We start from the raw sequence: 22566 nt of genomic DNA on the forward strand, positions 1-22566 counted from the left end.
TGATGCCGCAGGTGATTTTTCTGCCCCACGAGAAGTTCTGTCCTGAGGGCATGGTCGTGGAGGCCGAGCCCGGGATATCCATTCTTGAGCTGGCCCATGAGCACCATATCGAGATCGAGAGTGCCTGTGGCGGCGTCTGTGCTTGCACGACCTGCCATTGCATCATTCGTGAGGGCTTCGATTCGCTGGAAGAGGCAGATGAGTTGGAAGAAGACTTCCTCGATCGGGCCTGGGGGCTGGAGGCACAATCGCGCCTGAGCTGCCAAGCCATCGTCGGCACTGAAGACCTGACTGTCGAGATTCCGAAATATTCGCTTAACCATGCGGCCGAAGCGCCGCACTGATGGTGACACTGTCATGAGCTATGGTTGGAATGATGTACAACGCATCGCGGAAGAATTGGCCGAAGCCCACGAGGGTCTCGATCCGTACTCTGTAGGTTTCGTCCGTCTGCAGCAGATGATCCTTGAGCTGCCTGGCTTCGATGCCACCTCTGGCCGAGTCGGCGAGAAGGTGTTGGAAGCGGTTCAGGAGCTCTGGGCCGCAGAATTGGACTGATCGCCTCGCAGGTTAGGCAATACCCAAGAACCCGCGTATAATTCGCGGGTTTAATTTTTCGTAAATTACCGTTTCTGGAGTTACACCATGGCTGTTCAACGTACTTTCTCCATCATCAAGCCTGACGCCGTTGCTAAAAACGTGATCGGCAAGATCGTTACCCGCTTCGAAGACGCTGGCCTGCGCGTTGTAGCTTCGAAAATGAAGCAACTGTCCAAAGCCGAAGCCGAAGGCTTCTACGCTGAGCACAGCGAGCGCGGTTTCTTCGGTGAACTGGTTGCCTTCATGACTTCCGGTCCGGTTGTCGTTCAGGTGCTGGAAGGCGAGAACGCCATCGCTCGCAACCGTGAGCTGATGGGCGCTACCAACCCTAAAGAAGCTGCTGCCGGCACCATCCGTGCTGACTTCGCTGAATCCATCGACGCCAACGCCGTCCACGGTTCGGACTCCGAAGCCGCCGCTGCTCGCGAAATCGCTTACTTTTTCTCCGCTACTGAAGTAACCACTCGCTAAGCCCAGGCTTTTGAGTGAAGGTGAATCCATGACTACATCGAACGGCAAAACCAACCTGCTGGGCCTGACCCAGCCGGAAATGGAGAAATTCTTCGACTCGATCGGGGAGAAGCGTTTCCGTGCCGGTCAGGTGATGAAATGGATTCACCACTTTGGCGTCGACGATTTCGACGCCATGACGAATGTCGGCAAGGCCCTGCGCGAAAAGCTCAAGGCCGTTGCCGAGATTCGCGGCCCCGAAGTGGTCAGCCAGGACATTTCCAGCGACGGCACCCGCAAGTGGGTGGTGCGCGTGGCGTCCGGCAGCTGCGTCGAGACCGTCTACATTCCCCAGGGCAAGCGCGGCACCTTGTGCGTTTCGTCCCAGGCAGGCTGTGCCCTGGATTGCAGTTTCTGCTCCACCGGCAAGCAAGGCTTCAACAGCAACCTCACTGCCGCCGAAGTGATCGGCCAGGTGTGGATTGCCAACAAATCCTTTGGCAGCGTCCCGGCAACCGTCGACCGTGCCATCACCAACGTGGTGATGATGGGCATGGGTGAGCCGCTGCTGAACTTCGACAACGTCGTCGCCGCCATGCACCTGATGATGGATGACCTGGGCTACGGCATCTCCAAGCGCCGCGTGACCCTGTCCACCTCCGGCGTGGTGCCGATGATCGATGAGCTGGCCAAGCACATCGACGTCTCGCTGGCGTTGTCGCTGCACGCACCGAATGACGCATTGCGTAACCAATTGGTGCCGATCAACAAGAAATATCCGCTTAAGATGCTGCTGGAGTCGTGCCAGCGCTACATGTCGTCCCTGGGCGAAAAACGTGTGCTGACCATCGAGTACACCTTGCTCAAGGAAGTGAATGACAAGGTTGAACACGCGGTCGAGATGATCGAGCTGCTCAAGAACATTCCGTGCAAGATCAACCTGATCCCGTTCAACCCGTTCCCGCATTCCGGCTACGAGCGTCCGAGCAACAATGCGATTCGTCGGTTCCAGGATCAGCTTCACCACGCTGGCTTCAACGTCACCGTGCGCACCACCCGTGGCGAAGACATCGATGCCGCGTGTGGCCAATTGGTAGGACAGGTGCTGGATCGCACCCGTCGCAGCGAACGCTACATTGCCGTGCGCGAATTGAACGCCGCGGACGATGCAGTACAGAACGCTGCGAACAGTCATTAAGAGAGGAACTCTATGTCCCTGCGCTTTGCGCTGCTGTTGCTGTTGGCCGGCCTTTGTTCCGGTTGTGTTCTGTCGGGCGACTATAACCCGATGAAAACCAGCAAGGGCCGTGACGAAGCGCGCGAGGCCTATGTGCAGCTGGGCATCGGCTATTTGCAACAGGGCATGACCGAACGGGCCAAGGTGCCGCTCAAGAAGGCCCTGGAGCTGGACAGCTCGGACGCCGATGCCAATGCGGCGCTGGCCCTGGTGTTCCAGGCCGAGATGGAGCCGGAATTGGCCGACGAACACTTTCGCAAGGCGTTGTCCGCCCGCCCGCAAGACGCCCGGATCCTCAACAACTACGGCAGCTTCCTCTACGAGCAGGCGCGCTACAAGGAAGCCTACGAGCGCTTCGAGCAAGCGGCCGCCGATACCCTTTACCCTGAGCGTTCGCGGGTGTTCGAGAACCTCGGCATGACCGCCGCGAAACTCGGCCAGCGTGACCTGGCCCGCCAGCAGCTTGAAAAGGCCCTGCGGCTTAACCGCCAGCAACCGCGCGCGTTGCTGGAAATGGCTGAGTTGTCTTACGAAGACAGGCATTATGTGCCCGCTCGCGACTATTACGAGCGGTTTAGCCTGCTCAGCGAGCAAAATGCACGTAGTCTATTGCTCGGCGTTCGGCTGGCGCATGTGTTTGAAGATCGTGACAAGGCCGCCAGTTATGGCCTGCAACTCAAAAGACTCTATCCCGGTACGCCGGAATATCAGCAATACCTGTCGGAGCAATGATGAAAGCGGCGCATCCCGAAGTTGTAGCAGCGACTCGCGTAAATCCCGGTGAGACCCTGCGTCAAGCCCGCGAAAGCAATGGTTGGTCGCTGGCCGAAGTGGCCCTCAAGCTCAATCTCACCGTGACTTCCCTGAGCAACCTGGAAGCCGGCGCGTTCGACAAATTGCCTGGGCATACTTTCGCCCGGGGCTACATCCGCGCCTATGCCAAGTTGCTTGGCATGGACCAGACCATGCTGGTCCAGCAATTCGATCAATACACCGGTTCCGACGCCCAAGGCAGCAGTGTGCACAGCCTGGGCCGTATCGAGGAGCCAGTGCGCGTCTCCCACACCATTTTGCGTATCGTCAGCCTGTTGCTGCTGATTGCGGTGATCGGTGGCGGTTTCGTCTGGTGGCAGGATCAGGCTTCCTTGCGCAGCAAGGAGCCGGTTGCGATGAACCCTGAGCATGTCGAAGTCGAAGGCGCCGACGGCACCACCCAGATTCATCCGCTGGATGAGCCGGAAGACCAGGCTGTTGTCGAAGGGCAGACCGAGGGTGAAACTGCCCTGGCATTGCCTCAAGGCCAGGATAACGGCGAGACCGATGCCGCCGCGGGTGCCGAGCCTGTCGTGCCATCCGTTCCCGCGCCAGCCCCAACGCCTGCCGCCCCCACGGCTCCGGCCCATGCCGGCAGCGCGCCGACCAACCCGGCGGCTCCTGCTCCTGCCACGCCAGCGCCAACCGTGGCCGTGCCAGCAGCGCCAGCAACCCCGGCGGCCCCGGCTCCTGCGCCCGGCGATGGCCAGGTACAGATCCAGTTCACCGCCGATTGCTGGACGCAGATCACCGACGGCAACGGCAAGGTCCTGTTCAGCGGCCTCAAGCGCAAGGGCGACAGCACGTCCGTCAACGGCAGGCCGCCGTTTGCCGTACGCCTGGGCTATGCCCGTGGCGCGCAGGTCAGCTACAACGGCCAGCCGGTCGATGTGGCTCCGTTCACCAGTGGCGAGACCGCTCGCCTGAAGTTGGGTCAATAAGTCATGCACGGCGAATCTCCTATCAAGCGTCGCGAATCCCGGAAAATCTGGGTCGGTAACGTGCCCGTGGGCGGCGATGCGCCAATCGCTGTGCAGAGCATGACCAACAGCGACACCAATGACGTGGCCGCCACGGTCGCGCAAATCAATCGTCTTGAAGCCGCCGGCGTCGACATCGTCCGTGTATCCGTGCCGGACATGGACGCCGCCGAGGCGTTCGGCAAGATCAAGCAGCTGGTCAAGGTGCCGCTGGTGGCGGATATCCACTTCGACTACCGCATCGCCTTGCGCGTGGCCGAGCTGGGCGTCGACTGCCTGCGCATCAACCCGGGCAACATCGGTCGCGAAGATCGGGTGCGCGCGGTGGTGGATGCCGCCCGTGACCGGGGCATTCCGATCCGCATCGGCGTCAACGCCGGTTCCCTGGAAAAAGACCTGCAGAAGAAGTACGGCGAACCGACTCCGGCCGCCCTGGTGGAATCGGCGCTGCGCCATGTCGAGCACCTCGAACGCCTGAATTTCCCGGACTTCAAGGTCAGCGTGAAGGCCTCCGACGTGTTCATGGCTGTCGAAGCCTACCGCCTGCTGGCCAAGGAAATCGTCCAGCCTTTGCACCTGGGCATCACCGAAGCCGGTGGGTTGCGCTCGGGTACGGTGAAATCTGCCGTCGGCCTCGGTATGCTGCTCGCCGAAGGGATTGGCGATACCATCCGCATCTCGTTGGCGGCGGACCCGGTCGAGGAAGTGAAAGTCGGCTACGACATCCTCAAGTCCCTGCACCTGCGTTCCCGTGGGATCAACTTCATCGCCTGCCCGAGCTGCTCGCGGCAGAACTTCGATGTGGTCAAGACCATGAACGAGCTGGAAGGGCGTCTTGAAGACCTGCTGGTGCCGCTGGATGTCGCGGTGATCGGTTGCGTGGTCAACGGCCCCGGCGAAGCCAAGGAGGCCCATATTGGCCTGACGGGCGGCACGCCGAACCTGATTTACATCGACGGCAAGCCGTCGCAGAAACTGACGAATGACAATCTGGTGGATGAGCTGGAAAAGCTGATCCGCCAGAAAGCGGCCGAAAAGGTCGAAGCCGACGCAGCGGTCATCGCGCGCGGTTAAGTCGCAAGATTAAGGAATACACGTGAGCAAGTCTCTGCAAGCCATTCGTGGCATGAACGACATCCTGCCCGAGCAGACGCCCCTGTGGCGCTATTTCGAGGGCACCGTCGCACGCCTGCTGGATAACTACGGTTACCGGCAGATCCGCATGCCCATCGTCGAGTTCACCGAGCTGTTCAAGCGCTCCATCGGTGAAGTGACCGACATCGTCGAAAAGGAGATGTACACCTTCGACGACCGCAACGGCGATTCCCTGACCCTGCGCCCCGAAGGCACGGCAGCATGCGTGCGTGCAGTGCTTGAGCACGGCATCACCGGCGGCGGCCAGGTGCAGAAACTCTGGTACATCGGCCCGATGTTCCGCCACGAGCGTCCGCAGAAAGGTCGTTATCGCCAGTTTCACCAGATCGGCCTCGAAGTGTTCAACCTGGAAGGTCCGGACATCGACGCCGAGCTGATCGTGATGACCTGGCGCCTGTGGGGCGAGCTGGGCCTGCGCGATGCGGTCAAGCTCGAGCTCAACAGCCTGGGCACCAGCGAATCCCGTGGCCGCTACCGCGAGGCGTTGGTGGAATTTTTGTCCGCCCATGTCGACAAGCTCGACGAAGACAGCCAGCGCCGCCTGAAGACCAACCCGCTGCGCGTGCTTGATACCAAGCACCCGGAGACCCAGGCGATCCTGGTGGACGCGCCGAAAATGGCCGACTACCTCGACGACGAATCCCGCGCGCATTTCGAAGGGCTGAAGGCACGTCTCGACGCCGTTGGCATCCCTTACGTGATCAACCCCAAATTGGTCCGTGGCCTGGATTACTACAGCAAGACCGTCTTCGAGTGGGTCACCGACAAGCTCGGCGCCCAGGGCACCGTGTGTGCCGGTGGCCGCTACGACGGGCTGGTGGAGCAGATGGGCGGCAAGCCGACCCCGGGCGTGGGTTTTGCCATGGGTATCGAGCGCCTGGTGCTGATGCTTGAAGCGCTGGACAAGGTGCCGGAAGAACTGGCCCGCCAGGTCGATGTGTACCTCTGCGCCTTTGGCGAGGCCGCCGAACTGGCCGCACTGGCCCTGAGCGAGCGAGTGCGTGATCAGTTGCCCAACCTGCGCCTGCAGATCAACGCCGGCGCCGGCAGTTTCAAGAGCCAATTCAAGAAGGCCGACAAGAGCGGTGCACTGTACGCCCTGATTCTTGGTGACGACGAACTGGCCCAACAAGTGGTAGGTTTCAAACCCCTGCGTGGCCAGGGCGAACAACAAAGTATTGCCTGGGATGCGCTTGCTGCACACCTGGCCACCTGCGTCGTGCAGGGTTGAAGCTGTCAAACAGCCGATTTAGCGATTAAGGAGTATTGGGGTGTCGAGTACCGAAGATGAAACAGCTGGCGGATTTGAAGGACTGGTGGACGCGCAACGGCAAGCCGCTGGTCACCGGCGGCCTGTTGGCGCTGGTCATCGTGTTCGGCTGGCAGGCCTATCAGAAATACCAGAGCAACCAGTCGCAAGGTGCCTCGGTGCTTTACCAGCAACTGCTGGAAACCACGCTGACCCCGGACGGCAAGCCTGACGCGGCGCGCGTGGCGGACCTGGCCGGCAAGCTCAACAAAGAGTTCGGCGGCACCGCCTACGCCCAGTACGGCAGCCTGTTCGTGGCCAAGGTCGCGGTTGACAGCGGCAAGCTGGACGACGCGGTCACCGAGCTGAAAGCCATCGTCGACAAACCGGCCAACCCGACCCTGGGCGAAGTCGCGCGTCAGCGCCTGGCGCAGGTGCTGGCGGCACAGAAACAAGGCCGAAGACGCGCTGAAGCTGCTCGACGGCGACGCCGACAAGGCGTTCCTGGCGACCCGCGAAGAACTCAAGGGCGACCTGCTGGTACAGCTGGGCCGCGCCGATGAGGCCCATGCGGCCTACCAAAAAGCCAAGGCTGCGCTGTCGGATGAAGCCGCAGTCGGTGGCCTGCAAATCAAGCTGGACGACCTGGCCAAAGGGGATGCGTGACGTGATCCGTTGGAAACATGCAGCATTGCTGGCCCTGGCCATTCTGGCCGCGGGTTGCAGCAGCAACAGCAAGAAAGAACTGCCTCCGGCCGAACTGACCGACTTCAAAGAAGAAGTCGTGCTGCAGAAGCAATGGAGCCGCTCCATCGGTGACGGCCAGGGTGAAACCTACAACATGCTGGTACCGGCCATCGACGGCGACACCATCTATGCCGGCGACGTGACAGGCGTGGTCATGGCCATGGATCGCATGAGCGGCGACGTCAAATGGGAAAAGGATCTTGAGCTGCCTGTGTCCGGCGCCGTTGGCGTGGGTTACGGGCTGGTCATGATCGGCACGCTCAAGGGCGAGATCGTCGCTCTGGACGCGAGCAGCGGTGAAGAGCGATGGCGCGCCCGCGTGACCAGCGAAGTGCTCGCGCCGCCCGCCACCAACGGTGACGTGGTGGTGGTGCAGACCCAGGATGACCGTCTGATTGGCCTGGATGCCGCCACCGGCAACCAGCGCTGGTTGTACGACAGCACTCCGGCGGTACTGACTCTGCGTGGCACCAGCGCGCCGATCGTCACCAACCGCCTCGCGGTGGCTGGCTTGTCGACCGGTAAAGTCGTGGCCCTGGATATTTCCAACGGCGTACCGGTCTGGGAGCAGCGCGTAGCGATCCCGCAAGGTCGTTCGGAGCTGGAGCGTGTGGTCGACATCGACGGCGGCCTGCTGCTGTCCGGCGGTACGCTGTACGTCGCCAGTTATCAGGGCCGCGTTGCGGCGCTGGACCTGGAAAGCGGTCGACCATTGTGGCAGCGCGATGCGTCGAGCTACGCCGGTGTCGCCCAAGGTTTCGGCAGCGTCTACGTCAGCCTGTCCTCGGGCACCGTCGAAGGCGTTGACGAGCGTTCCACCACCGCATTGTGGAGCAACGATTCCCTGGCCCGTCGTCAACTGTCGGCCCCGGAAGTGTTCTCCAGCTACGTTGCAGTGGGTGACCTGGAAGGTTACCTGCACCTGCTCAGCCAGGTCGACGGTCGTTTCGTCGGTCGCGAGCGCATCGACAGCGACGGCCTGCGTGCCCGTCCGCTGGTGGTGGGAAACATGATCTATGTGTATGGCAACAGTGGCAAACTGGAAGCCCTGACCATCAAGTAAGACTATGCTTGGGTTAATTCCCAAGCGGCTTCACCTTTGTAGGAGCGAGCCTGCTCGCGAACGCGCTGGTCCAGCGGCCTGTATGTCGACTGACTCACTGCTTTCGCGAGCAGGCTCGCTCCCACAAGGTGGCCCCCGAGCACCAGCCGCTGCCTCGCAGCGGCTTTTGTATTTTCTGAAATAACGAAGTGGAGAGCCGCATGGTTCCCGTAATCGCCCTGGTGGGCCGACCGAACGTCGGCAAGTCCACCTTGTTCAACCGCCTGACCAGGACTCGCGACGCTATCGTCGGCGACTTGTCCGGTCTGACCCGTGATCGCCAATACGGTGAGGCCAAGTGGCAAGGGCGTACCTATATTCTGGTCGACACCGGCGGCATCTCCGGTGATGAACACGGCATGGATGAAAAAATGGCCGAGCAGTCGCTGCTCGCCATCGAAGAAGCCGATGTGGTGCTGTTCCTGGTAGACGCCAAGGCTGGTTTTACCGCCGCCGACCAGATGATCGCCGAGCATTTGCGCAAACGTAACAAGCGTTCCTACGTCGTTGCCAACAAGGTCGACAACATCGATCCGGACATGGCTCGCGCCGAGTTCGCACCTTTGGGCATGGGCCAGGCGATTCCGATCGCCGGTGCCCACGGTCGCGGCATCACCCAGATGCTGGAAATCGCCCTGGCTGATTTCCCCAAGGACGACGAAGACGAGCCGGAAGAGGGCGAGGAAGAAATCGTTGCCGAGGGCGAGGAAGCCAAGCGCATTCCGGGTCCGAGCGAAAAGGACGGCATCAAGATCGCTATCATCGGCCGCCCGAACGTCGGCAAGTCGACGCTGGTCAACCGCATGCTCGGTGAAGACCGGGTCATCGTCTACGACCAGCCCGGCACCACCCGTGACAGCATCTACATTCCCTTCGAGCGTAACGAAGAGAAGTACACGCTGATCGACACGGCCGGTGTGCGCAAGCGCGGCAAGATCCACGAAGAAGTCGAAAAATTCTCCGTGGTCAAAACCCTGCAGGCGATCAAGGACGCCAACGTGGTGATCTTTGTGATGGACGCCCGCGAAGGCGTGGTCGATCACGACTTGAACCTGCTGGGCTTTGCCCTGGAAGCCGGTCGTGCACTGGTCATCGCGATCAACAAGTGGGACGGCATGACGCCGAGCGAGCGCGATTACGTCAAGGTCGAACTGCAGCGTCGGCTGTTCTTCGTCGACTTTGCCGACATCCACTTCATCTCGGCCCTGCACGGTACCGGCGTGGGCAACCTCTACGCCTCGGTGCAGAACTCGTTCAAGTCGGCGGTTACCCGCTGGCCGACCAACCGCCTGACCCAGATCCTTGAAGACGCGGTCGGCGAGCATGCGCCACCGATGGTCAACAACCGTCGGATCAAGCTGCGCTACGCCCACTTGGGCGGTGCCAACCCACCGATCATCGTGATCCACGGTAACCAGATCGAGAAGGTGCCCAAGTCCTACGTTCGTTATCTGGAGAACACTTACCGTCGCGTCCTGAAACTGGTCGGTACGCCGATCCGCATCGAGTTCAAGGGCGGCGAGAACCCGTACGAAGGCAACAAGAACACGCTTACCGACCGCCAGGTCAACAAGAAGCGCCGCTTGATGTCGCACCACAAGAAGGCCGACAAAAAGCGCCGCGACAAGCGCTGACCTGTAGTCACTGCAGATCAACTGTGGGAGCGAGCTTGCTCGCGATAGCGGCAGTACATTAAACATTGATGTAACTGATCCACCGCAATCGCGAGCAAGCTCGCTCCCACAGGTTGTTCAGGCAATTGAAGAGGGTGCCCACGGGCACCCTTTTTCATGCCCGGCGATTGGGCTATCCTCGACCTCTCCCGCGCCGCGCCAGAGCCGGGTGCAGACCCAGGGAACCCTCGATGATCACCAGCAAGTTGCCGAATGTCGGCATCACCATTTTCACCCAGATGTCCCAGCTTGCCGCGCAGACCGGTGCGCTGAACCTGTCCCAGGGGTTTCCCGATTTCGATGGCCCGCAGGCCCTGCGTGATGCAGTGGGCCGGCATATCGCCCAAGGCCACAATCAATATTCGCCGATGACCGGCCTGCCAGCCCTGCGCCAGCAGATCGCGGCGAAGATCGCCCGCAGCTATGGCGCCAGTGTCGACGCCGATCAGGAAGTCACCGTGACCCCCGGCGCGACCCAGGCGATTTTCTGCGCCATCGCGGCGGTGGTACACAGCGGCGACGAAGTGATCGTCTTCGACCCAGCGTACGACAGCTACGAACCTGCCGTGCAACTGGCCGGCGGGCGTTGCGTACATGTGCAACTGGGCCTGGACGACTTTGCCATCGATTTCCAGAAGCTTGGCGAAGCCCTGAGCCCACGCACACGGATGATCATCCTCAACACGCCGCACAACCCCAGCGGCGCATTGATCAGCCGCGCCGAGCTGGACCAGTTGGCGGCGTTGATTCGCGATCGCGACATCTACCTGATCAGCGACGAAGTCTATGAACACCTAGTGTTCGACGACGTGCCCCATGTCAGCGTCCTTGCCCACGAAGAACTCTACCGCCGCGCCTTCGTCGTCAGTTCGTTCGGCAAGACCTACCACGTCACGGGCTGGAAAACCGGCTACGTCGTCGCACCAGCGGCCCTGACGGCGGAGCTGCGCAAGGTTCACCAGTACGTCAGTTTCTGCGGCGTGACACCGTTGCAGTACGCGTTGGCCGACTACATGGCCGAACATCCGGAGCACGTCGATGAGCTGCCGGATTTCTATCAGGCCAAGCGCGACCTGTTCTGCGATCTGCTGGCGCCGTCGCGCTTCAGCTTCAAGCGTGTCGCCGGCACGTATTTCCAGTTGGTGGATTATTCGCAGATCCGCCCGGACCTCAATGACGTCGACATGGCGCTGTGGATGACCCGCGAACACGGCGTGGCGACCATTCCGATTTCGGTGTTCTACCAGAACCCGCCGCAGGGTCAGCGCCTGGTGCGCCTGTGCTTTGCCAAACGCGAGGAGACGCTGCGTGAAGCGGCGGAAAAACTATGCGTGATCTAAGCGCGTTGCCCAATCTGAACATTGCCTTGATCCAGACCACGCTGGCCTGGCATGACCGCCGGGCCAACCTGGAACATTTCGACGCGCTGCTCGAACAGGCGCGCGGGGCGGACCTGATCATCCTGCCGGAAATGTTCACCAGCGGTTTTTCCATGGAGTCCGAGGCCCTGGCCGAACCGGAGAACGGCCCCGCCAGCCAGTGGCTCAAGGCCCAGGCGGCAAAGCTGGACGCAGTGATAACCGGCAGCGTGATCATCCAGGCCGCCGACGGCAGCCATCGCAATCGCTTGCTGTGGGCGCGTCCGGATGGCGAGGTGCTGCATTACGACAAGCGCCATCTGTTTCGCATGGCCGGCGAGCACAACCATTACACACCGGGTGACCAGCAGGTGTTGTTCGAGCTCAAGGGCTGGCGCATTCGGCCGCTGATCTGCTACGACCTACGCTTCCCGGCGTGGAGTCGCGATGCCGAGGACACCGACCTGTTGCTGTACACCGCCAACTGGCCGGGCGCCCGGCGCCAGCACTGGAACCGGCTGCTGCCGGCACGGGCTATCGAAAACCTCTGTTACGTGGCGGCGGTGAACCGGATCGGCACCGACGGCAAGGGCTTCGCTTATACCGGTGACAGTCAGGTGCTGGACTTCCAGGGCGAGACGCTGCTCAGTGCCGGCGAGGCCGACGGCGTGTTCACGGTGTGCCTGAGCGCGGCGGACCTGGCGGCGTATCGCACACGCTTCCCGGCGAACCTGGACGCTGATCGCTTCGAATTCGTCTATTGAAACGATTCAGCCCTCAAGGAACGGTATTGCACGCCGATAACAGGTCAGCCAAGGAGAAGTCCCCATGACCAGTATCAGCGCAACGACCGTAAACCCATATCCGTTGTCGGCCCCCAAAGTCTCCATCAGGGGCGCCGAGGAAGAAAAAGCCGTCAGTCCGGTGGTATCGCCTGACACCGACGAAGACAAGGACAAGGAACTGAAAGTCGATACCAGCGGCGCGAATATCGCCGGTGTTGGCGGCAGCAACGGCAGCGATATCATCGAGCAACTGAAGAAGCAGATCGAGCGGACCGAAAAGTTGCTGGCCGACCAGCAGGCCCAGTTGGCCCGCGTGCAGAAAAGCCGAGCCAATGAGGAGCAGAAAGCCCAGCAGGCCATGGCGATCCAGACCCAGATCATGGGAACCCAGGCCACATTGCAGACTTTGCAGGCCGCGCTGCTGCAGGCGATGACGGTTTCGATCGATACCCATGCCTGATATTTGTGTTGCCTGTTAGGCCGCTATCGCGAGCAAGCTCGCTCCCACATTGTTTTGCATAACGCCGACTATTGTGGGAGCGAGCTTGCTCGCGATGAGGCCCTGACAGACAGCGCAAACCACCAGCCAAACAAAAGGCCCCGAGGTTCACACCCCGGGGCCTTTTGTTTTTCAGCGACCGATCAAGCCGCCTTGGCTTCCGGCTGGCTCAGCGAGCGGTTCAGCGCGCTGAACAGCGCCTTGAAGCTCGCCGTGGTGATGTTTTCATCGATGCCCACGCCATGCACCGCACGTTCGCCATTGACGCGCAGTTCGATGTACGCCGCAGCCTTGGCGTTGGTGCCGGCGCCGATGGCGTGTTCGTTGTAGTCCATGATTTCCACCGGAATCGGCAGCCCGGCCACCAGCGCTTCCAGCGCGCCGTTGCCTCTGCCACGCCAGTGCAGGTTGGTCTCGCCCTGGCCCTTGCTGGCGACTTCCACTTCCACGGCGCTGTTGCCGTTCTCTTCCTGCAGGCGATGGCTGACCAGCGCGTACGGAGTGTTGGCTTGCAGGTATTCGCGCTGGAGCAGGGCGTGGATCTGCTGGGCAGTCATTTCCAGGCCCAGGCGATCGGTTTCACGCTGTACCACCTGGCTGAACTCGATCTGCATGCGACGCGGCAGGCTGATGCCATATTCCTGCTCCAGGAGGTAGGCGATGCCGCCCTTGCCCGACTGGCTGTTCACGCGGATCACCGCTTCGTAGCTGCGGCCGATGTCGGCTGGGTCGATCGGCAGGTACGGCACTTCCCACAGGGTGTCCGGTTTCTGCTGGGCGAAGCCCTTGCGGATTGCGTCCTGGTGCGAGCCGGAGAACGCGGTGTGGACCAGGTCGCCGACATACGGGTGACGTGGATGGACCGGAATCTGGTTGCATTCCTCGACGACTTTGCGCACGCCGTCGATGTCGGAGAAGTCCAGCTCAGGGTCGATGCCCTGGGTGTAGAGGTTCAGCGCCACGGTCACCAGGTCGACGTTGCCGGTGCGCTCGCCGTTGCCGAACAGACAGCCTTCGACACGGTCGGCGCCGGCCATCAGGCCCAGCTCGGTGGCGGCCACGCCGGTGCCACGGTCGTTGTGGGTGTGCAGGCTGATGAGCACGCTGTCACGCCGGGTGATGTTGCGGTGGAACCACTCGATCTGGTCGGCGTAGATGTTCGGAGTGGCGACTTCGACGGTGGCCGGCAGGTTGAGGATCACCTTGCGCTCAGGCGTCGGGTTCCACACTTCGATCACCGCGTCGCAGACTTCCTTGGCGAACTCCAGCTCGGTCGCGCTGAAGGTTTCCGGCGAGTACTCGAACTGCCATTGGGTTTCCGGCTGCTGGGCGGCGTATTTGACGAACAGCTTGGCCGCGTTCACGGCGATTTCCTTCACGCCTTCCTTGTCCTGGTTGAACACGATGCGGCGGAACGACGGGCAGGTGGCGTTATACAGGTGGACGATGGCTTTCTTCGCGCCACGCAGGGACTCGAAGGTACGAGCGATCAGGTCTTCACGGGCCTGGGTCAGCACCTGGATGGTGGTGTCATCCGGGATGTGGCCTTCTTCGATGAGGGTGCGCACAAAGTCGAAGTCGGTCTGCGAAGCGGCCGGGAACGATGCTTCAATTTCCTTCACGCCCACTGCAACGAGGGTTTTCCAGAAGCGCAGCTTCTTGGCCGCATCCATCGGCTCGATCAGCGACTGGTTGCCATCGCGCAGGTCGGAGCTGCACCAGATCGGCGCGGCGGTGATGGTCTTCGACGGCCAGGTGCGATCCGGCAGGTTGATGGTCGGGAAGGCGCGGTACTTCGAAGACGGGTCTTTGAGCATGCTCATGGGGAAATCCTTATTGTCGTGGCCGGGAAAAGGCGGCCTGCCGGTGGTTCGAACGGGTTGGCTTCACGCCTGGACGAGGTGCCGCGATTCAGCCCGGCAGTCGTGCGCTGACGAGGCACAGGCTGCGGTGCTGGCGAAGCTGAATGAGGGTGTGAGAGGTTTTCATGCCCTCAACCCTAACCGCGTGGCCGGGGGGTTGCAAGCAGTCGGGGAAAATTGGGAGAAGTTCTGTTTTTGGGCGGGTTTGCGAGATTTAATCGCTGGTTTCTGGATTAAATATTATGGAAATTGCGTTGATGTTTTGAGCTTCGCAATTTCTGAGGTGGGGGCGATACGACTGCCGTCTTCGCGAGCAGGCTCGCTCCCACATCAGGTCCGTAGCGCAACGCGGATCCCTGTGGGAGCGAGCCTGCTCGCGAAGAGGCCAGTAGCCGCACCGCAAATATTCAGGGTTGAAACGCCCCGATAAAAATCGCCGGATCCACCCGCGCATCGTTCAGGCTGATGTTCCAGTGCATATGCGGCCCGGTTGCGCGGCCGGTGGCGCCGACCCTGCCGACCACGGTGCCGCGCGCCAGTTGCTCACCGACCTTCACATCGATCTTGGACATGTGGCAGAACATGCTGATGAAGCCTTGGCCGTGGTCGACGAATACGGTGTTGCCATTGAAGAAGTAGTTGCCGGTGAGTATCACCTTGCCAGCGGCCGGGGTCTTGATCGGCGTGCCGGCGGGCACGGCGAAGTCCAGGCCGGAATGCGGGTTGCGCTCTTCGCCGTTGAAAAAGCGGCGCACCCCGAACTTGCTCGACAGCGGGCCGTTCACCGGTTTGTCCAGCAGCAGGTTGCTGGGGATGTTGGGGCTGAAGCTGCGGTAGGCCTTCAACTGCACCGCAAGCTCGGCCTCGATGCGCTTCAGATCCGCCGGGTCCGGATTGACCTGGCGCTTGTTTTTCAGGGTGATGTGCTGCTCGGGGTACTTCTTGTAGCCGACCACGAAGGGCTGGTTGGTGCCGCCGCTGCTGATCTGCTGGGTGCCGGGTTGGACGGTCAGCGGAATGCCGACAATTGCCAGCCAGTTCTGCTGTTCCTTGACCACCAGCACCGGTTTGCCCTGGTACGTGGCTTTCGGCGCCTGGGCCGCGCTGCCCAGATCCACCACGGCCACGCCGCCGGGCACCGGCTTGTTCAGCAGGCGAGTGATGTAGCTGTCAGCGTGGGCGTTGGCGGCCAGGCACAGCAAGAGCAGGGGAGCGAGAAATCGCGGCATGAATCAATCCAGTAGAGAAAGGGTGACCGGTGTCAGGTGGTTGTCTTCGACGCGCACCAGCAGTTCGCCTTCGCCGAGCCTGGCGGTCAGGCGCTGGCCGGTGCGGGTTTGCCCGGCGTTGCGGATTGCATGGCCGCGTTCGTCGAGCAGGATGCTGTAGCCGCGACCCAGGGTCGCCAGCGGGCTGACGATATGCAGCGTCTGCATCTGATTGTGCAACTGTACGCGGCGGGTTTTCAGGCCTTCGCGCATGGCTCGGGGCAGGCGTTCGGCGAGACTGTCGAGGCGATGGCGCAACATGGCCAGCTGACGGCCCGGATGTTGCCCGGCCAGGCGGGTTTCCAGGCGAATCAGGCGTTCGCGGCGGGTATTGAGGCTGCGTTCGAAGGCGCGGCGCATGCGCATGTCCAGGTCGTCGAGGCGCTGGGCTTGCTGGCGCAGGCGTTCGCCGGGATGGCGCAGGCGGCGGGTGAGGCCCTCGAGGCGAAGTTGATCGCGCATCAGGCGGTCGCGCATGCGCATCACCAGGCGCCGGTGCAGGCTTTCGACCCGACGCACCAGGTCGCCGGCGTCCGGTGCGAGCAGTTCGGCGGCGGCGGACGGAGTCGGGGCGCGCACATCGGCGACGAAATCGCTGATGGAGACGTCGGTCTCATGGCCTACCGCGCTGACGATGGGCGTGACGCAGGCGTCTACCGCACGAGCCACGGCTTCTTCGTTGAAGCACCACAAGTCTTCCAGCGAACCGCCGCCCCGAGCCAGGATCAGCGCATCGAAGCCACGGGCATCGGCCAGTTTCAGGGCGCGGACGATCTGTGCGGTGGCTTCACGGCCTTGCACGGCGGTTGGAATCAGCGTCAGGGAAATCTGCGGCGCGCGGCGACGGAACACGCTGATGATGTCGCGGATCGCCGCGCCGGTGGGCGAACTGATGATGCCGATGCGTTGCGGATGGGCCGGCAGCGGCACCTTGCGCTCGGCACTGAACAGGCCTTCGGCGCTGAGCTTTTCCTTCAGGGCGTCGAACGCCAGGCGCAGGGCGCCATCGCCGGCCGGCTCCACGGTGTCGAGGATCAGCTGATAGTCGCCACGGCCCTCGAACAGCGAGACCTTGCCGCGTACCTTCACCGCCAGCCCGTCTTTCAATGCCTGGCGCACCCGCGCGGCGTTCTGTCGGAACAGCGCGCAACGCACCTGGGCGCCGCTGTCCTTGAGCGTGAAATACACGTGGCCGGAAGCGGGGCGGGCGAGGTTGGAGATCTCGCCCTCGACCCAGATGTTGCTGAACACGTCTTCGAGCAACACCCGCGCACGGCCGTTGAGCTGGCTGACAGTCAGGACCTCGCGGTCCAGGCCCAGTCGGGCAAAGGGATCTTTAATCATGGGCGGCATGATAAGGGGATTCGCTTGCGAATCTCCATGTATGTAGAAATTTCCTCCTGCGTACCTCCAGTCAAGCGGAGTCGCCTGCTTCGAGCGGGCCCGTTTCCACAGCTTATGCGTTGCGCCGCCCGTCGCCTGCGCGGAATTCACCTCGCCTGCTTCCAATCTATTTCAAGAGACGAATATCCCTGCGAAAGGAGGCCATCCATGCGTATCCACCACCTGAACTGCGGGTGCATGTGCCCGGTAGGCGGGGCGCTGTTCGATGGTTACAGCCGGGGGCTGACGGCGTGCCTGGTGTGTCATTGCCTGCTGATTGAAACCGACACCAACGGCCTGGTCCTGGTGGACACCGGGTTTGGCCAGCGAGATGTGCAGACACCGCAACGCCTGAGCCGATTCTTTCGAGTGTTCAACAACATCCAGTTCGAGCATCGCCTCACGGCTTTGGAGCAGGTGCGGCGCCTGGGTTTTGAGGCCAACGATGTACGGCACATCCTGCTGACGCACCTGGATTTCGATCACGCCGGCGGGCTCCAGGATTTTCCCCAGGCCCGGGTGCATGTAATGCGCGACGAGATGGCGACGGCCCGCAGCGCCGACACCTGGATAAGCCGGCGACGGTTCCAGGCGCGGCAGTGGCAGGGCGTCGATAGCTGGGAGTTCTATGCCCCCGAAGGCGATACCTGGTTCGGCTTCGATTCGGTGCAAGCACTGATCGGCGCCGAGGAAGAGGACATTTTCCTGGTGCCGCTTCAGGGGCACACCGCCGGACATGCCGGGATTGCCCTGCGCACTCCGGACGGTTGGCTGCTGCACGCGGGTGATGCCTATTTTTTCCATGACGAAGTCCATCAACCCGAGCGCCATTGCCCGCCGGGGCTGAGGTTCTACCAATACATGATGGACACCTACCGTTCAGCACGGATGCGCAATCAGGATCGTCTTCGCGAGTTGGCGCGAGTCCAGAACGGGCACGTCGAGATTCTCTGCAGTCACGATGCCAGGGAATGGGAGCGGGCGGTAAACCAGGCGCACACGGTCCGGGTGGATTCCACTGCCATGTCGCCGGCGGCTGGTAAACAATCGTCCTGAGCCGCCAAGGCGCAATAACTGCTTCCCTTTTGCCCACGTTTCGTGGGCTTTTTTTTTCCGTAGTGCCGTTCGTCACCGTTTCCAGATGTTTCTCTCAACTTAGCCGGAAGGGCCAATTCTAAAAATCGTGTACCCGACAACCTGCTAAAAGGAGAAGGCCATGCCTGCTTCTCATGATCTCTACCAGGATTTGAATTGCAGCAAAGAAACGGTCCAACAGCGTCGCCAGCAAGACCCGGAACTTGATCGGCTGCTGGACGAATACACGGACGTGGATAACCAGGTCCTGGCGGCCGAATCGATATCGGCGGGCAACGTCGAGGACGACGACATCCGCAGACTCAAGGAACAGCGCCTGTCGATCAAAGACAGGATCGCCCGGCAACTGACAGCCACTCAATAAGCGAAGCGTAAGACATGCGAATTCGACTGCCTTGGCATCTATCAAGGTTGTTGCTGGTCGGCGGGATGCTGTTGCTCGGCGGTTGCGACATGGTGTTGTTCAATCCCAAGGGACAGGTCGGCGTTGACCAGCGCAACTTGATCATTCTCTCGACGCTGTTGATGTTGCTGGTGGTGCTACCGGTCATCGTCATGGCATTGGTCTTTTCCGTGAAGTACCGCGCCTCCAACACCAAGGCCAGGTACACGCCAGAATGGGCGCATTCACGCAAGATCGAAACGGTGGTCTGGGGCGTCCCGCTGGTGATCATCATCATTCTCGGCGTGGTCACCTGGAGGTCGACCCATGCGCTGGATCCGTACCGACCGCTGGATTCGGACGTCAAGCCGCTGGTGGTGCAGGTCATCGCGACCGACTGGAAATGGCTGTTCATCTATCCGGAGCTGGGCATTGCTTCGGTCAACGAACTGGCCATGCCGCTGGACACACCGGTGAACTTTCGCGTGACCTCGGACGGCGCCATGACCTCGTTTTTCATCCCGGCGCTGGGCGGGCAGATCTACGCCATGGCCGGCATGCAGACCCAACTGCACCTGATCGCCAACGAGGCCGGGGAGTACCGGGGCATCGCCGCCAACTACAACGGCCCGGGATTTTCCGACATGCACTTTCGGACACTCGCTACCGATGCGGCGGGCTTCGACAAGTGGGTCGCCAATGTGCGGGCAGGGCAGGGGCGGTTGGACAAGGACAGTTATGCCCGGCTTGCCAAGCCGACGTTCAAGCATCCGGTGGAGCATTACGCATCGGTCCAGCCGGACTTGTTCCAGAGCATCATCGACAAGTACGAAGGCATGAATCGTTCCCGTGAAGTAGAGCATCGGATGCACGACATGCAGGGCAGCATCGAGTCTCCCGTCGGGACTCAAAGATCCGCGCAGGAGTAAGACATGTTTGGAAAACTGACGCTTGAGGCGATCCCGACGGATGAGCCGATCATCATGTGGACGCTGGCAGTGGTGGGCCTGATCGCCTTGGCCGGCATGGGCGCCATCACCTACTACCGCAAATGGACCTATCTGTGGAAAGAGTGGTTTACCTCGGTGGACCACAAGCGCATCGGCGTGATGTACATCGTCGTGGCGCTGGTAATGCTGCTGCGCGGTTTCTCCGACGCGATCATGATGCGCACGCAACAGGCCATGGCGTCCGACGGTTCGCCCGGTTACCTGCCGCCGGAACACTACGACCAGATCTTCACTGCCCACGGCGTGATCATGATTTTTTTCATGGCGATGCCGCTGGTGGTGGGCTTGATGAACATCGTCGTGCCGTTGCAGATCGGCGCCCGGGACGTGGCGTTCCCGTTCCTCAACGCGTTGAGTTTCTGGCTGTTCGTGGCCGGCGCGATGCTGGTGAATATTTCCCTGGCGATCGGCGAGTTCGCGCGCACCGGTTGGGTCGCCTATCCGCCGTTATCCGGGTTGTCCTACAGCCCCGGGGTCGGGGTGGACTACTACATATGGTCATTGCAGATATCCGGCGTCGGGACGCTGCTCACCGGGGTAAATTTCTTCGTCACCATCCTGAAAATGCGCACGCCGGGCATGACCCTTTTCCGCATGCCGGTGTTCACCTGGACGGTGCTGTGTACCGCCGTGCTGATTCTGGCGTCGTTCCCGATCCTCACCGCGACGCTGTTCATGCTCAGCCTCGACCGCTATCTGGACATGCACTTCTTCACTAACGAGCTGGGCGGCAACCCGATGATGTACGTCAACCTCATCTGGGCCTGGGGCCACCCGGAGGTATACATCCTGATCCTGCCGGCGTTCGGTATTTTCTCCGAGGTGGCTTCCACTTTCAGCCGCAAGCGTCTGTTCGGGTATCACTCGCTGGTGTGGGCGACGATTGTCATCACCATCCTGTCGTTCATCGTCTGGGTGCACCACTTCTTCACCATGGGCTCGGGGGCGAGCGTCAACGCGTTCTTCGGCATCATGACCATGATCATCGCCGTGCCCACCGGGGTGAAAATATTCACCTGGCTGTTCACCATGTATCGCGGGCGCGTGCGCTTCGAAACGCCGATGCTGTGGACCGTCGGCTTCATTGTCACTTTCAGCATCGGCGGCATGACCGGGGTGCTGCTGGCGGTGCCCGGGGCGGATTTCCTGCTGCACAACAGCCTGTTTCTGATCGCGCACTTTCATAACGTGATCATCGGCGGCGCCGTGTTCGGCTACCTGTGTGGACTGACTTACTGGTTCCCCAAGGCGTTCGGCTTCAAGCTTCACGATCGCCTGGGCCGGGCAGCGTTCTGGTGCTGGATCATCGGTTTCTACTTCGCCTTCATGCCGTCCTACTTCCTTGGCTTCATGGGCATGACCCGGCGCCTCAACCATTTCGACGTACCCGAATGGCGGCCCTGGCTGGAGCTGGAGTTGCTCGGCGTCGGCATCATCCTCTGCGGCGTGGTCTGCCAGATCCTGCAGTTCTATTTCAGCATTCGCCAGCGTCACCAGAACCGTGACCTGACAGGCGATCCGTGGGACGGTCGCACCCTGGAATGGTCCACCGCCTCGCCGCCGCCGTTCTACAACTTCGCCCAACAACCGGTGGTCGAGGGCATCGACGCCTACTGGGGCATGAAGGAGCGCGGCCAGAAGACCGCCGTCGAAGCCGACTTCCAAGCCATCCACATGCCGCGCAACACCGCGATGGGCCTGGTCATCAGCCTGTTCAGCCTGATCATGTGCTTCGCCCTGGTCTGGCATATCTGGTGGCTGGCCATCGTCGGGCTGGTCGCGACCATCGGTGGGGTGATCTGGCGCAGCGCCGACGACGACATCGATTACTACGTGCCCGCCGAAGAGGTAGCGCGCATCGAAAACCAACGTATCAAGGCACTGGCGGAGGCTTGATCCATGTCCAATCTCGTTCAGCCACACGCCACCGCGCCGGAATCCGAACACGGTCACTCGGACGCAAGCTCCATGACCCTGTTCGGGTTCTGGATCTACCTGATGACCGACTGCATTCTGTTCGCGACGCTATTCGCGACCTATGCGGTACTCGGTCAGAGCGTCGCCGGCGGGCCCGGCGCCGCCGATATCTTCGAATTGCCCTACGTCCTCACGGAAACTTTCATCCTGCTGTTCAGCAGCATCACCTACGGCTTCGCCATGCTCGCGCTGAGCGCCGGGAACAAGCAGAGGGTATTGGCCTGGCTCGGCCTGACCTTCGTCCTGGGCCTGGCGTTCATCGGCATGGAAATCCATGAGTTCCAGAAACTCATCGCCGAAGGCTACGGCCCCAGCCGCAGCGCCTTCCTCACCGGCTTCTTCACGCTGGTGGGTACTCACGGCCTGCACGTCGCCACGGGGCTGCTGTGGATGGCCGTGCTGATGTTCCAGGTGCAACGCAACGGCCTGACCACCGTCAACGCCACCCGCCTGGGCTGCCTGAGCCTGTTCTGGCACTTCCTCGACGTGGTCTGGATCTGTGTGTTTACCGTGGTCTATCTGTTTGGAGTGATGTAATGAGCAGTCATCAAAGCAGCGTCGATGCCAGCCACGGCAGCGCAAAATCCTACCTCACCGGTTTCGTTCTGTCGGTCATCCTCACCGTTATCCCGTTCGCCCTGGTGATGTATCCCACATTGCCCAAGCCCTTGACGGCCGGGATCGTGGCGATCTTTGCGGTGATCCAGATCGTTGTGCACCTGATCTATTTCCTGCATTTGAACTTCTCATCGCAACAACGCTGGAACCTGACGGCCCTGGTGTTCTCGACCGTGGTGATTGCGCTGTTGGTGGGGCTGTCGCTGTGGATCATGTACAGCGTGCATCACAACATGCTGGCGCATTGAGCGCATTGAGCGCATTGAGCGCATTGAGCGCAGGGGGCACCTGGCACGCAGGCGCCTGCGGCAAGCCAGGTGTTC

Annotated in this window: 22 protein-coding genes and 1 pseudogene; 20 read left to right on the forward strand and 3 right to left on the reverse strand. The window is 61.4% G+C overall.

All coding sequences use genetic code 11. The features are described from left to right. Positions 1 to 2 precede the first annotated feature (2 nt). The 14 genes and pseudogenes from fdx (at position 3) to PSH78_RS05415 (ending at position 12609) form a co-directional block, all read left to right on the forward strand. Complete coding sequence (fdx, locus tag PSH78_RS05350) at positions 3 to 344, forward strand: ISC system 2Fe-2S type ferredoxin (RefSeq protein WP_039592120.1); 342 nt, start codon at positions 3 to 5, stop codon at positions 342 to 344. A gap of 13 nt (positions 345 to 357) precedes the next feature. Beyond that, positions 358 to 558, forward strand: a complete 201-nt coding sequence (gene iscX / locus PSH78_RS05355; protein ID WP_305498989.1) for a Fe-S cluster assembly protein IscX — start codon at positions 358 to 360, stop codon at positions 556 to 558. 87 nt (positions 559 to 645) lie between these two features. Next, complete coding sequence (ndk, locus tag PSH78_RS05360) at positions 646 to 1071, forward strand: nucleoside-diphosphate kinase (protein WP_042727994.1); 426 nt, start codon at positions 646 to 648, stop codon at positions 1069 to 1071. Between the two features lie 28 nt (positions 1072 to 1099). Then, positions 1100 to 2248, forward strand: coding sequence for a 23S rRNA (adenine(2503)-C(2))-methyltransferase RlmN (gene rlmN / locus PSH78_RS05365; protein WP_305498991.1), 1149 nt, complete (start codon positions 1100 to 1102; stop codon positions 2246 to 2248). 12 nt (positions 2249 to 2260) lie between these two features. Continuing rightward, positions 2261 to 3019, forward strand: coding sequence for a type IV pilus biogenesis/stability protein PilW (gene pilW, locus PSH78_RS05370; protein ID WP_305498992.1), 759 nt, complete (start codon positions 2261 to 2263; stop codon positions 3017 to 3019). Further along, positions 3019 to 4041 (forward strand): RodZ family helix-turn-helix domain-containing protein, encoded by a 1023-nt coding sequence (locus PSH78_RS05375; protein WP_305498994.1) that lies wholly within the window; start codon positions 3019 to 3021, stop codon positions 4039 to 4041. Before pilW ends, PSH78_RS05375 begins: the two co-directional genes overlap by 1 nt. Before the next feature lie 3 nt (positions 4042 to 4044). Then, positions 4045 to 5154 carry a flavodoxin-dependent (E)-4-hydroxy-3-methylbut-2-enyl-diphosphate synthase gene (gene ispG, locus PSH78_RS05380; RefSeq protein WP_305498996.1) on the forward strand — a complete coding sequence of 370 codons (1110 nt, stop codon included), beginning with the start codon at positions 4045 to 4047 and terminating at the stop codon, positions 5152 to 5154. 22 nt (positions 5155 to 5176) lie between these two features. Beyond that, positions 5177 to 6466, forward strand: coding sequence for a histidine--tRNA ligase (gene hisS, locus PSH78_RS05385; RefSeq protein ID WP_305498998.1), 1290 nt, complete (start codon positions 5177 to 5179; stop codon positions 6464 to 6466). A 40-nt stretch (positions 6467 to 6506) separates the two neighbouring features. Further along, positions 6507 to 7150: pseudogene (locus tag PSH78_RS05390) on the forward strand (YfgM family protein). Beyond that, a complete protein-coding gene (bamB, locus tag PSH78_RS05395) occupies positions 7143 to 8294 on the forward strand; it encodes an outer membrane protein assembly factor BamB (RefSeq protein ID WP_305498999.1) in 1152 nt (383 codons plus the stop codon). Before PSH78_RS05390 ends, bamB begins: the two are co-directional and overlap by 8 nt. 200 nt (positions 8295 to 8494) lie before the next feature. After that, entirely contained in the window at positions 8495 to 9967 is a 1473-nt protein-coding gene (gene der, locus PSH78_RS05400) for a ribosome biogenesis GTPase Der (RefSeq protein WP_030139585.1), read from the forward strand. 230 nt (positions 9968 to 10197) lie between these two features. Then, complete coding sequence (locus PSH78_RS05405; RefSeq protein ID WP_305499000.1) at positions 10198 to 11346, forward strand: pyridoxal phosphate-dependent aminotransferase; 1149 nt, start codon at positions 10198 to 10200, stop codon at positions 11344 to 11346. Beyond that, complete coding sequence (locus PSH78_RS05410; RefSeq protein ID WP_305499001.1) at positions 11334 to 12128, forward strand: amidohydrolase; 795 nt, start codon at positions 11334 to 11336, stop codon at positions 12126 to 12128. The genes PSH78_RS05405 and PSH78_RS05410 overlap by 13 nt, the downstream gene beginning before the upstream one ends. 64 nt (positions 12129 to 12192) lie before the next feature. Continuing rightward, positions 12193 to 12609, forward strand: coding sequence for a hypothetical protein (locus tag PSH78_RS05415; protein ID WP_305499002.1), 417 nt, complete (start codon positions 12193 to 12195; stop codon positions 12607 to 12609). 182 nt (positions 12610 to 12791) lie between these two features. Here PSH78_RS05415 and leuA read toward each other — a convergent pair whose 3' ends face one another. The 3 genes from leuA to xseA form a co-directional block, all read right to left on the reverse strand. Then, complete coding sequence (gene leuA, locus PSH78_RS05420) at positions 12792 to 14471, reverse strand: 2-isopropylmalate synthase (RefSeq protein WP_305499003.1); 1680 nt, start codon at positions 14469 to 14471, stop codon at positions 12792 to 12794. A 446-nt stretch (positions 14472 to 14917) separates the two neighbouring features. Next, entirely contained in the window at positions 14918 to 15739 is an 822-nt protein-coding gene (locus PSH78_RS05425) for a peptidoglycan DD-metalloendopeptidase family protein (RefSeq protein ID WP_305499004.1), read from the reverse strand. 3 nt (positions 15740 to 15742) lie between these two features. Next, entirely contained in the window at positions 15743 to 17122 is a 1380-nt protein-coding gene (xseA, locus tag PSH78_RS05430; protein WP_305499005.1) for an exodeoxyribonuclease VII large subunit, read from the reverse strand. Positions 17123 to 17329: 207 nt separating this feature from the next. Between xseA and PSH78_RS05435 the strand changes: the two genes are divergently transcribed. The 6 genes from PSH78_RS05435 (at position 17330) to cyoD (ending at position 22491) form a co-directional block, all read left to right on the forward strand. Continuing rightward, complete coding sequence (locus PSH78_RS05435; RefSeq protein WP_305499006.1) at positions 17330 to 18217, forward strand: MBL fold metallo-hydrolase; 888 nt, start codon at positions 17330 to 17332, stop codon at positions 18215 to 18217. Positions 18218 to 18377: 160 nt separating this feature from the next. Beyond that, on the forward strand, positions 18378 to 18620 hold the full coding sequence (locus tag PSH78_RS05440) for a YdcH family protein (RefSeq protein WP_305499007.1): 243 nt from the start codon (positions 18378 to 18380) through the stop codon (positions 18618 to 18620). Positions 18621 to 18634: 14 nt separating this feature from the next. Continuing rightward, positions 18635 to 19567 carry a ubiquinol oxidase subunit II gene (gene cyoA, locus PSH78_RS05445; protein ID WP_305499008.1) on the forward strand — a complete coding sequence of 311 codons (933 nt, stop codon included), beginning with the start codon at positions 18635 to 18637 and terminating at the stop codon, positions 19565 to 19567. Between the two features lie 3 nt (positions 19568 to 19570). Then, on the forward strand, positions 19571 to 21544 hold the full coding sequence (gene cyoB / locus PSH78_RS05450) for a cytochrome o ubiquinol oxidase subunit I (RefSeq protein ID WP_305499009.1): 1974 nt from the start codon (positions 19571 to 19573) through the stop codon (positions 21542 to 21544). A 3-nt stretch (positions 21545 to 21547) separates the two neighbouring features. Next, on the forward strand, positions 21548 to 22162 hold the full coding sequence (cyoC, locus tag PSH78_RS05455; RefSeq protein WP_305499010.1) for a cytochrome o ubiquinol oxidase subunit III: 615 nt from the start codon (positions 21548 to 21550) through the stop codon (positions 22160 to 22162). Continuing rightward, positions 22162 to 22491 carry a cytochrome o ubiquinol oxidase subunit IV gene (cyoD, locus tag PSH78_RS05460; RefSeq protein ID WP_305499011.1) on the forward strand — a complete coding sequence of 110 codons (330 nt, stop codon included), beginning with the start codon at positions 22162 to 22164 and terminating at the stop codon, positions 22489 to 22491. The genes cyoC and cyoD overlap by 1 nt, the downstream gene beginning before the upstream one ends. Positions 22492 to 22566 lie beyond the last annotated feature (75 nt).

The sequence above is a fragment of the Pseudomonas sp. FP198 genome (genome assembly GCF_030687895.1).
GTDB lineage: Bacteria > Pseudomonadota > Gammaproteobacteria > Pseudomonadales > Pseudomonadaceae > Aquipseudomonas.

Excerpts from the sequence above, each read along its gene's own strand:
- fdx (WP_039592120.1), top strand. The coding sequence starts at position 3 with ATGCCGCAGGTGATTTTTCTGCCCCACGAGAAGTTCTGTCCTGAGGGC.
- iscX (WP_305498989.1), top strand. The coding sequence starts at position 358 with ATGAGCTATGGTTGGAATGATGTACAACGCATCGCGGAAGAATTGGCC.
- ndk (WP_042727994.1), top strand. The coding sequence starts at position 646 with ATGGCTGTTCAACGTACTTTCTCCATCATCAAGCCTGACGCCGTTGCT.
- rlmN (WP_305498991.1), top strand. The coding sequence starts at position 1,100 with ATGACTACATCGAACGGCAAAACCAACCTGCTGGGCCTGACCCAGCCG.
- pilW (WP_305498992.1), top strand. The coding sequence starts at position 2,261 with ATGTCCCTGCGCTTTGCGCTGCTGTTGCTGTTGGCCGGCCTTTGTTCC.
- PSH78_RS05375 (WP_305498994.1), top strand. The coding sequence starts at position 3,019 with ATGAAAGCGGCGCATCCCGAAGTTGTAGCAGCGACTCGCGTAAATCCC.
- ispG (WP_305498996.1), top strand. The coding sequence starts at position 4,045 with ATGCACGGCGAATCTCCTATCAAGCGTCGCGAATCCCGGAAAATCTGG.
- bamB (WP_305498999.1), top strand. The coding sequence starts at position 7,143 with ATGCGTGACGTGATCCGTTGGAAACATGCAGCATTGCTGGCCCTGGCC.
- der (WP_030139585.1), top strand. The coding sequence starts at position 8,495 with ATGGTTCCCGTAATCGCCCTGGTGGGCCGACCGAACGTCGGCAAGTCC.
- PSH78_RS05405 (WP_305499000.1), top strand. The coding sequence starts at position 10,198 with ATGATCACCAGCAAGTTGCCGAATGTCGGCATCACCATTTTCACCCAG.
- PSH78_RS05410 (WP_305499001.1), top strand. The coding sequence starts at position 11,334 with ATGCGTGATCTAAGCGCGTTGCCCAATCTGAACATTGCCTTGATCCAG.
- PSH78_RS05415 (WP_305499002.1), top strand. The coding sequence starts at position 12,193 with ATGACCAGTATCAGCGCAACGACCGTAAACCCATATCCGTTGTCGGCC.
- leuA (WP_305499003.1), bottom strand. The coding sequence starts at position 14,471 with ATGAGCATGCTCAAAGACCCGTCTTCGAAGTACCGCGCCTTCCCGACC.
- PSH78_RS05425 (WP_305499004.1), bottom strand. The coding sequence starts at position 15,739 with ATGCCGCGATTTCTCGCTCCCCTGCTCTTGCTGTGCCTGGCCGCCAAC.
- xseA (WP_305499005.1), bottom strand. The coding sequence starts at position 17,122 with ATGATTAAAGATCCCTTTGCCCGACTGGGCCTGGACCGCGAGGTCCTG.
- PSH78_RS05435 (WP_305499006.1), top strand. The coding sequence starts at position 17,330 with ATGCGTATCCACCACCTGAACTGCGGGTGCATGTGCCCGGTAGGCGGG.
- PSH78_RS05440 (WP_305499007.1), top strand. The coding sequence starts at position 18,378 with ATGCCTGCTTCTCATGATCTCTACCAGGATTTGAATTGCAGCAAAGAA.
- cyoA (WP_305499008.1), top strand. The coding sequence starts at position 18,635 with ATGCGAATTCGACTGCCTTGGCATCTATCAAGGTTGTTGCTGGTCGGC.
- cyoB (WP_305499009.1), top strand. The coding sequence starts at position 19,571 with ATGTTTGGAAAACTGACGCTTGAGGCGATCCCGACGGATGAGCCGATC.
- cyoC (WP_305499010.1), top strand. The coding sequence starts at position 21,548 with ATGTCCAATCTCGTTCAGCCACACGCCACCGCGCCGGAATCCGAACAC.
- cyoD (WP_305499011.1), top strand. The coding sequence starts at position 22,162 with ATGAGCAGTCATCAAAGCAGCGTCGATGCCAGCCACGGCAGCGCAAAA.